10 protein-coding genes are annotated in these 7,371 nt (G+C 51.9%); 9 read left to right on the top strand and 1 reads right to left on the bottom strand.

Going from position 1 to position 7,371, the window contains the following annotated elements; all coding sequences use genetic code 11:
• Positions 1–163: 163 nt before the first annotated feature.
• Positions 164–457, bottom strand: a complete 294-nt coding sequence (locus DFP95_RS17705) for an LSm family protein (protein ID WP_115993977.1) — start codon at positions 455–457, stop codon at positions 164–166.
• A 221-nt stretch (positions 458–678) separates the two neighbouring features.
• On the opposite strand from DFP95_RS17705, the gene upp reads away from it, so the two are divergent.
• From upp to atpA, 9 genes are all read left to right on the top strand, one after another.
• A complete protein-coding gene (gene upp / locus DFP95_RS17700) occupies positions 679–1,308 on the top strand; it encodes a uracil phosphoribosyltransferase (RefSeq protein WP_115993976.1) in 630 nt (209 codons plus the stop codon).
• Positions 1,309–1,413: 105 nt separating this feature from the next.
• The gene (gene wecB, locus DFP95_RS17695) at positions 1,414–2,535 is read left to right on the top strand and encodes a non-hydrolyzing UDP-N-acetylglucosamine 2-epimerase (RefSeq protein ID WP_115993995.1); all 1,122 of its coding nucleotides are present in this window, start codon (positions 1,414–1,416) and stop codon (positions 2,533–2,535) included.
• A gap of 336 nt (positions 2,536–2,871) precedes the next feature.
• Complete coding sequence (locus DFP95_RS17690; protein WP_115993975.1) at positions 2,872–3,120, top strand: AtpZ/AtpI family protein; 249 nt, start codon at positions 2,872–2,874, stop codon at positions 3,118–3,120.
• Complete coding sequence (locus tag DFP95_RS17685) at positions 3,117–3,527, top strand: ATP synthase subunit I (RefSeq protein WP_115993974.1); 411 nt, start codon at positions 3,117–3,119, stop codon at positions 3,525–3,527. The genes DFP95_RS17690 and DFP95_RS17685 overlap by 4 nt, the downstream gene beginning before the upstream one ends.
• A 4-nt stretch (positions 3,528–3,531) precedes the next feature.
• On the top strand, positions 3,532–4,299 hold the full coding sequence (gene atpB / locus DFP95_RS17680) for a F0F1 ATP synthase subunit A (RefSeq protein ID WP_115993973.1): 768 nt from the start codon (positions 3,532–3,534) through the stop codon (positions 4,297–4,299).
• Positions 4,300–4,335: 36 nt separating this feature from the next.
• Positions 4,336–4,551 (top strand): F0F1 ATP synthase subunit C, encoded by a 216-nt coding sequence (gene atpE, locus DFP95_RS17675; RefSeq protein ID WP_115993972.1) that lies wholly within the window; start codon positions 4,336–4,338, stop codon positions 4,549–4,551.
• 107 nt (positions 4,552–4,658) lie between these two features.
• Positions 4,659–5,144 carry a F0F1 ATP synthase subunit B gene (gene atpF / locus DFP95_RS17670; RefSeq protein ID WP_115993971.1) on the top strand — a complete coding sequence of 162 codons (486 nt, stop codon included), beginning with the start codon at positions 4,659–4,661 and terminating at the stop codon, positions 5,142–5,144.
• Complete coding sequence (locus DFP95_RS17665; protein ID WP_115993970.1) at positions 5,141–5,689, top strand: F0F1 ATP synthase subunit delta; 549 nt, start codon at positions 5,141–5,143, stop codon at positions 5,687–5,689. The genes atpF and DFP95_RS17665 overlap by 4 nt, the downstream gene beginning before the upstream one ends.
• Positions 5,690–5,772: 83 nt before the next feature.
• Positions 5,773–7,287 carry a F0F1 ATP synthase subunit alpha gene (gene atpA / locus DFP95_RS17660; RefSeq protein ID WP_115993994.1) on the top strand — a complete coding sequence of 505 codons (1,515 nt, stop codon included), beginning with the start codon at positions 5,773–5,775 and terminating at the stop codon, positions 7,285–7,287.
• Positions 7,288–7,371 lie beyond the last annotated feature (84 nt).

The following is a 7,371-nucleotide window of genomic DNA, read 5'->3' as shown; positions in this document are numbered from 1 at the left end:
CCTTTTTAGCCATAAAAATATCCCCTTCAAGTTCACTCGTTCCTCATGATAACATAAGGTTTTTTTCGAGTGTCTACCTGAAGGGGATAATACCAGCCGACGATGTCGGTTTTCGGGTTTTTCTGCGTAAATCGGAACAGTCGCCAGCCACATTTTCGTTACCTTATATTAACAAAGTAATGACCAACAATTCGTACAAGACGAGAGTCAGAATGGCATTCGAGGCATACGGACCGAAAAATCGGGTATCGCCGGTCATGATGTGAAGGTACGAGTTATCCGACCCGACGACGATGCCTTCGTAGGTATGTCCGTCCAGCGTCTGTATCCGCACGGCTTGATTCATGCATTGACCGCAAATGCCCGCGAGCTTCTGGCGGGTTTTCCTTACCTGTTCCGACCATTGGTTATCCGCTTTGTACACTTGGGCGGGATTATCCGCGTTGCGCGCTTGCATGGGCATTCCTCCTGTAGCTTTCTGATTCATGCTATGCAAATGCCTATGGATCGGTGTCGGGGTCCAGTTTGCGGTGCAAGCCCTTCGAGCCTGTCGGGCGATTTCGCGGATGTTATGCACCTGTTCGGAGACAATGATATAATGTACGGGCAAGATACATAGGATAGCGTCCGATGCTCGCTTAATGGGTTGTCGGTTCGCAGTGGAAAGGGAAGAACATAATGGGAAGACTCGTCATTTGCGATCATCCGTTGATCCAACACAAAGTCACTTTCATCCGTGACAAAATGACAAATACAAAGCAGTTCCGCGAGCTGGTCGATGAAGTGTCCATGCTGATGGCTTACGAAATAACGAGGGACGTTCCTCTCTCGACGGTCCAGGTAGAAACTCCGATTCAAACCGCGGAAGGCAAAGTGATCGCGGGCAGAATGATGGGTCTTATCCCTATTTTGCGAGCGGGACTTGGCATGGTGGACGGCGTTCTGAAAATCATTCCATCCGCGAAGGTCGGACATATCGGGCTTTATAGAGATCACGAAACTTTGCAGCCCGTGGAGTATTATTGCAGTCTTCCTTCCGACGTGGCCGAGCGGGAGCTGATCGTCATCGATCCGATGCTCGCGACGGGCGGTTCGGCGAACGCGGCGCTCGACATGCTTAAGAACAAAGGTTGCCGTCCGACCAAGCTGATGTGCCTAATCGCAGCGCCGGAAGGGGTCAGAGCGGTGCAAGAGCGTCATCCCGACATCGATATTTACTTGGCTGCACTGGACGAGAAGTTAAACGATAACGGTTATATCGTACCCGGTTTAGGCGATGCCGGGGACCGTTTGTACGGAACGAAATAGTACATTTAATGCCGTATTCCGTACCCGCGGATAAGCGGGCGATAGAACTGCGTCCGTTCGGCATGTTATAGGGGGAAAAACCGAGTGAGCGATAAAATCAAAGTCATGACTATTTTCGGAGTGCGCCCTGAAGCGATCAAGATGGCGCCTTTAATATTGGAGCTTCAGAAATACCCGGACGCGATCGAGCCCTTAGTGTGCGTCACCGCGCAGCATCGGCAGATGTTGGATCAGGTTCTCGAGGTGTTCGAGATCAAACCTGATTTCGATCTGGACGTCATGCAAGCTAACCAAACGCTTAACGAAATCTCGATTCGGGTGTTGCAGGGACTTGAGCCCGTACTGAGAGAGGCCAAGCCGGATATCGTACTTGTGCATGGCGATACCTTGACGACATTCCTGGCAAGCTACGCTTCGTTCATGCAGCAGATCAAAGTCGGTCACGTCGAGGCGGGCTTGCGGACTTGGAACAAGCTGTCTCCTTATCCGGAAGAGATGAACCGTCAATTGACCGGCGTGATCGCCGATCTTCATTTCGCTCCGACCGATTGGTCCGCCGGGAACTTGCGCAAGGAAAACAAAAGCGAAGACCAGATCTACGTGACGGGCAATACGGTTACGGACGTATTCCAATACACGGTAAAGCAGGATTTCTCCCATCCGGTTCTGGATTGGGCGGCGGGAAAGAGACTGATCCTGATGACGGCCCATCGCCGCGAAGCTCAGGGAGAACCTCATCGCCAGATCTTCCGCGCGGTGAAGCGCATCGCGGACGAATTCGAGGATATCGCCATTGTCTATCCCGTTCATCTAAGCCCGGCCGTAAAAGGACCGGCGCAAGAAATTCTCGGCGATCATCCCCGGATCAAGCTGATCGATCCGCTCGACGTCGTCGAGTTGCATAACTTCTATCCGCATACTCATCTTATTCTGACCGATTCCGGCGGCCTGCAAGAAGAAGCTCCTTCCTACGGAGTTCCCGTACTCGTCCTTAGAGAAACGACGGAACGTCCGGAAGGCATCGAAGCGGGGACGTTGGAGTTAGTGGGAATGGAAGAGGAGAATGTTTACGGCCGAGCGAAAGCATTGCTAACGGACGGAGAATTGTACGAACGCATGAGCCAAGCGGCTAATCCGTATGGAGACGGACAAGCCTCCCGCCGCATCGTGAATGCCATCCTTCATCACTTCGGTAAGGGCAAGCGTCCCGAGCCGTTCGCCCGATAAGCTCAAATGCAGGAAAAAAGGCTCCGTGAGGGGCCTTTTTTCTCTGTCGGAAGGTGCCAAATATTTCAATGAATTTCCTCGCGGGCAGCGGATCATTGTTGCGCCGATTCGTATCATGTCGAAAAACGTACAGCATACAGCGGAACTGTACGGTTTTAAAGCCCGGGAACACTTGATCTAAAGGGCTTTGTACTTATGGCGTTCACATAATGTTTGATTTTCGATCAATTGACAAACGTTGTCGCCGAACGATACAATAAATCGTGAAACATGGGAAGAAAGGGCTTACTTTACCCCTTTTTACTACCCGTGCAGCGTCAAAGGAGCGACGAATTCATGGCGGATTCTCCCCGCAAGCCCGACTTACCGCAAGATGAGAACCCTTGGCGAACCGCCGGTCTCGTTGCGGGTTTAGGCGTGGAGTTGGCTGTCTGCGTCGGTCTCGGCTGGTGGCTGGGAACGGTGTACGACGATCGGAACGGCACGGATTACGGGTATTTGACCGGAGTCGTGGTCGGACTGGTTGCCGGTATTGGGTCGGCCGTGGCGCTGATCCGGAAGTTTACGGGGGCTGGAAGACCGTGAAGGAAGATTTGCCTGCTTTGTTAAGACGTACGACTCGCATTACTTTCTTTTTTTTGTCCTTGGGCTGCATAGGCTTCGCGATTATGCCCGATTACAAGTCTTATCTCGGCGGTTTTATGATTGGCGTGATCGGCGGTTTGCTGGGTTCGTTTCATCTGGCCTGGAAAACAAGCCGCATTGCTGATAACGCAGTTATCGGCCGGAAGAGCAGATCGGGATTCGGGTTTATATCCCGCGCAGCCATCGGAGTGCTGGCCGCCCTTGTGTCCGTGGAGATGTTGCAGTTCAATCTCGCGGCGACGGCAGCAGGAATATTAGCTATACCGTTGGTGACACTGTTATTGGGATTATTCACCATTCGCCGTCCGAAAGATGGACATTCCACTGACGAAAGGGGTGAAAAATGACAATATGGAACATTTAGTACCACTGATCGAGATCGGCGGAATTGAATTCGATTTAGCCGCCATTATGATGGTCGTCCTTTCGAGCCTTGTCGTATTCATCCTTGCTCGCCTAGCCGTGCGCAATCTGTCGGTCGAGAATCCCGGCAAGCTTCAGAACTTTATGGAGTGGATCGTCGAATTCGTTCAAGGGATCATCGGTCAAACGATGGACTTCAAGAAAGGCAAGCCTTATCTTGCGCTCGGCTTGACGCTCATCCTCTACATTTTTGTTTCCAATATGTTGGGCCTTCCGTTCAGCATCATCACGGAAGCGCATGGCTCTCATATTCCGACGGTGTTCGGGCAAGAGCTTATCGTGAAAGGCGAGCATGAGCATTTGGCGTGGTCTTGGTGGAAATCGCCGACGGCCGATGCAGCCATGACAATGGCGTTGGCGTTAATCGTCATCGTGCTATCCCATATTCAAGGCTTGCGCCACAATACCAAGCATTATCTCAAGCACTATACGCACAATCCGAATTTGGTCTTCTTGCCGATTCACTTGATCGAGATTGTGTCCAAGCCTTTGACGCTCGGATTGCGGCTTTTCGGCAACATTTTCGCCGGCGAGGTTATGATCGGAGTTATTCTGGGCATGGGGTGGATCGGGATCCCGGCGATGTTAGTATGGCAGGGGTTCAGTATCTTCGTAGGTGCGATTCAAGCGTTTGTATTCACGATGCTGACTATGGTTTATATCTCGCAGTCCATCGTTCATGAAGAGGATCACTAATAAACAAAACCCAATTATTCGAGGAGGATTTACACAATGGAATACGGATATTTAGCAGCTGGTGTCGTGTTTGGTCTTGGTGCGCTTGGCGCAGGTATTGGTAACGGTTTGATTTTCAGCAAAACGGTCGAAGGTATTTCCCGTCAGCCCGAGCTTCGCGGTACTCTTACTGCAACTGCTTTCGTAGGGGTAGGTCTCGTTGAGGCTATGCCGATCATCTCCCTCGTTCTTGCATTCATGTGGGCGAAATAATCAATTTTATCTAAACGTAAGGCGCGGAGTCGGAAATCCCTCCACGCCTTCCTTTTGCAGTTAATGCACGTAGCTTGAGAAGAGCCGTGTGAAAGGAGTGTAGGTCGGTGACAATCACTTGGTCCAATTTTTTTATCCAACTAATTTCCTTTGCCATTCTGTTCTGGCTCTTGTCGCGCTTTGCGTTCAAGCCTTTGTTCAGCGTAATGGAGAAGCGCCGTCAACTCGTTCAGGAGCAAATGGACAGCGCGCAGAATAATCGTACCGACGCGGAACGTTTGATCGAAGAACAGAAACAAGCCCTTCAACAGGCTCGCAAGGAAGCTCACGATATCATCGAGCAAGCGAGAACGACGGGTTCCAAGCAAGCGGACGAAATCGTTCAATCGGCTCGCAACGAGTCCAATCGCATCAAGGAAGACGCGGTTCGCGATATCGAAACCGAGAAGAACAAAGCGGTTGCGGCATTAAAAGCGCAGGTTAGCGGCTTGTCCGTCCTGATTGCTTCCAAAATCATCGAAAAACAAGTCGACGAGCAATCCCAGAAGCAACTTGTCGATCAGTATCTGCAAGACGTAGGGAATAAGTCATGAGCCGCGGTTCGGTAGTCGCCAAGCGTTACGCTAAGGCGCTTTTCCAACTCGCTCTTGAAAAAGGCCTAGTAGTGGAAACGGAAGCCCAATTGAAGCTGATCGTTGAAGTCGTAGAGAGCAACGCCGACGTTCGCGCGTTCCTTACGGCTCCCAACATCACTCTAGAGGCGAAGAAACAAACTCTCCTCCAAGCATTCGGAACCCAAGTCTCTCCGATCGTCCTGAATTTGGTCGGCTTACTGATCGAACGCGGGCGCGATGGCGAATTGGCCGCGGTGCTTGCCGCTTACCTTCAAGTAGCGGGAGAAAAACTAGGTCGGGCGGACGCTGAAGTCGTCTCGTTCCAACCGATGACGGACGGCGAACAATCCAAGCTGGCGGATAAGTTCGGAGCATTGTTAGGCAAGTCGGTCCGGGTATCCAATAGCGTGAACCCGAATCTGCTGGGAGGACTTACCGTTCGCATCGGCGATACGCTTTACGACGGAAGCCTTCGCGGTAAGCTTGACCGATTGGATAAGACGCTTCAGGCATCAACGAAATAAGAGACTACGGTCACGATATAGCACGCGCGGCGAAGCCGCACGAACAATACCATTTGTTAGCAATGGAGACAGGGGTGAACGAATTGAGCATTAGGCCCGAAGAAATCAGCACATTGATCAAGCAACAGATCGAGCAATATCAATCCGATATTCAAGTCGTTGACGTCGGTACCGTCATCCAAGTAGGGGACGGAATCGCGCGCGTTCATGGCTTGGAGAAATGTATGGCGGGGGAATTGCTCGAATTTTCCAATGGCGTAGTGGGCATGGCCCTCAACCTAGAGGAAGATAACGTGGGTGTCGTCATCATGGGACCTTTCACCGGAATCCGCGAAGGAGACCAAGTGAAGAGAACCGGACGCATCATGGAAGTGCCTGTAGGCGAGGAATTGCTCGGACGGGTCGTAAACGCGCTCGGCCAACCCGTTGACGGCAACGGTCCGATCAACACGACGAAATCTCGTCCGGTCGAATCTCCGGCTCCGGGCGTTATGGCTCGGAAATCCGTACATGAACCGATGCAGACGGGTATTAAAGCCATCGATGCTATGATTCCGGTAGGCCGCGGCCAACGGGAATTGATCATCGGAGACCGTCAAACCGGTAAAACGACGATCGCGATCGATACGATCGTTAACCAAAAAGGCAACGGAGTTATTTGTATCTACGTTGCAATCGGGCAGAAGCAATCGACCGTTCGCGGCGTTGTTGAAACCCTTCGCAAGCACGGCGCTCTCGATTACACGATCGTAGTTACCGCTAGCGCATCCGAACCGGCTCCGTTGCTGTACCTGGCGCCTTACACGGGTTGCTCCATGGGCGAGTACTTTATGTACAACGGCAAACACGTTCTAATCATTTACGATGACTTGACCAAGCAAGCAGCCGCATACCGCGAGCTTTCCTTGTTGCTACGCCGTCCTCCGGGCCGCGAAGCGTATCCGGGCGACGTATTCTATCTCCACTCCCGTCTACTCGAGCGCGCAGCAAAGCTGAACGATGAGTTGGGCGGCGGTTCCATGACCGCGTTGCCGTTCATCGAGACGCAAGCGGGCGACGTTTCCGCTTATATTCCGACCAACGTTATCTCCATTACCGACGGTCAAATTTTCCTTGAGGCAGATCTCTTCTACTCCGGTCAACGTCCGGCGGTTAACGTCGGTATCTCCGTATCCCGGGTAGGTAGCTCCGCGCAAATCAAGGCCATGAAGAAGGTCGCCGGTACTTTGAAAACCGACCTTGCGCAATACCGCGAGCTAGCGGCTTTCGCGCAATTCGGATCCGACCTCGATAAAGTTACGAAATCGCGTCTAGATCGCGGTATCCGTACGCTTGAAATTCTTAAACAAGGCGTTAACCAACCGTTGTCGGTCGAGCGCCAAGTCGTATCCTTGTATATCGTGACCAAAGGTCATGTCGATACGATTCCGGTGCAAGACGTTCGTCGTTTCGAAGCGGAATTCTTGTCTTACGTGGATGCGAACCGTCCGGAAATCTTCAACTCGATTCGCGACACGAAAGATTTGACCGCGGAAACGGACAAAGCTTTGGTCGATGCGATCGCAGCGTTCAAGAAGGGCTTTGCCGTTACGGCGTAAGCTATCATATAAAGGCTCGGAACGTAACATAAGCTTGAGCCGGGTTTGCTTAAAGGCTGGCCCGGCAATAAGGTGGTGACACGA

The sequence above is a fragment of the Cohnella lupini genome (assembly GCF_003386205.1).
In the GTDB taxonomy this organism is placed as follows: domain Bacteria; phylum Bacillota; class Bacilli; order Paenibacillales; family Paenibacillaceae; genus Cohnella; species Cohnella lupini.
Note: the sequence above shows the minus strand (reverse complement) of the source record. Positions and strands in the feature narration are given on the sequence as shown.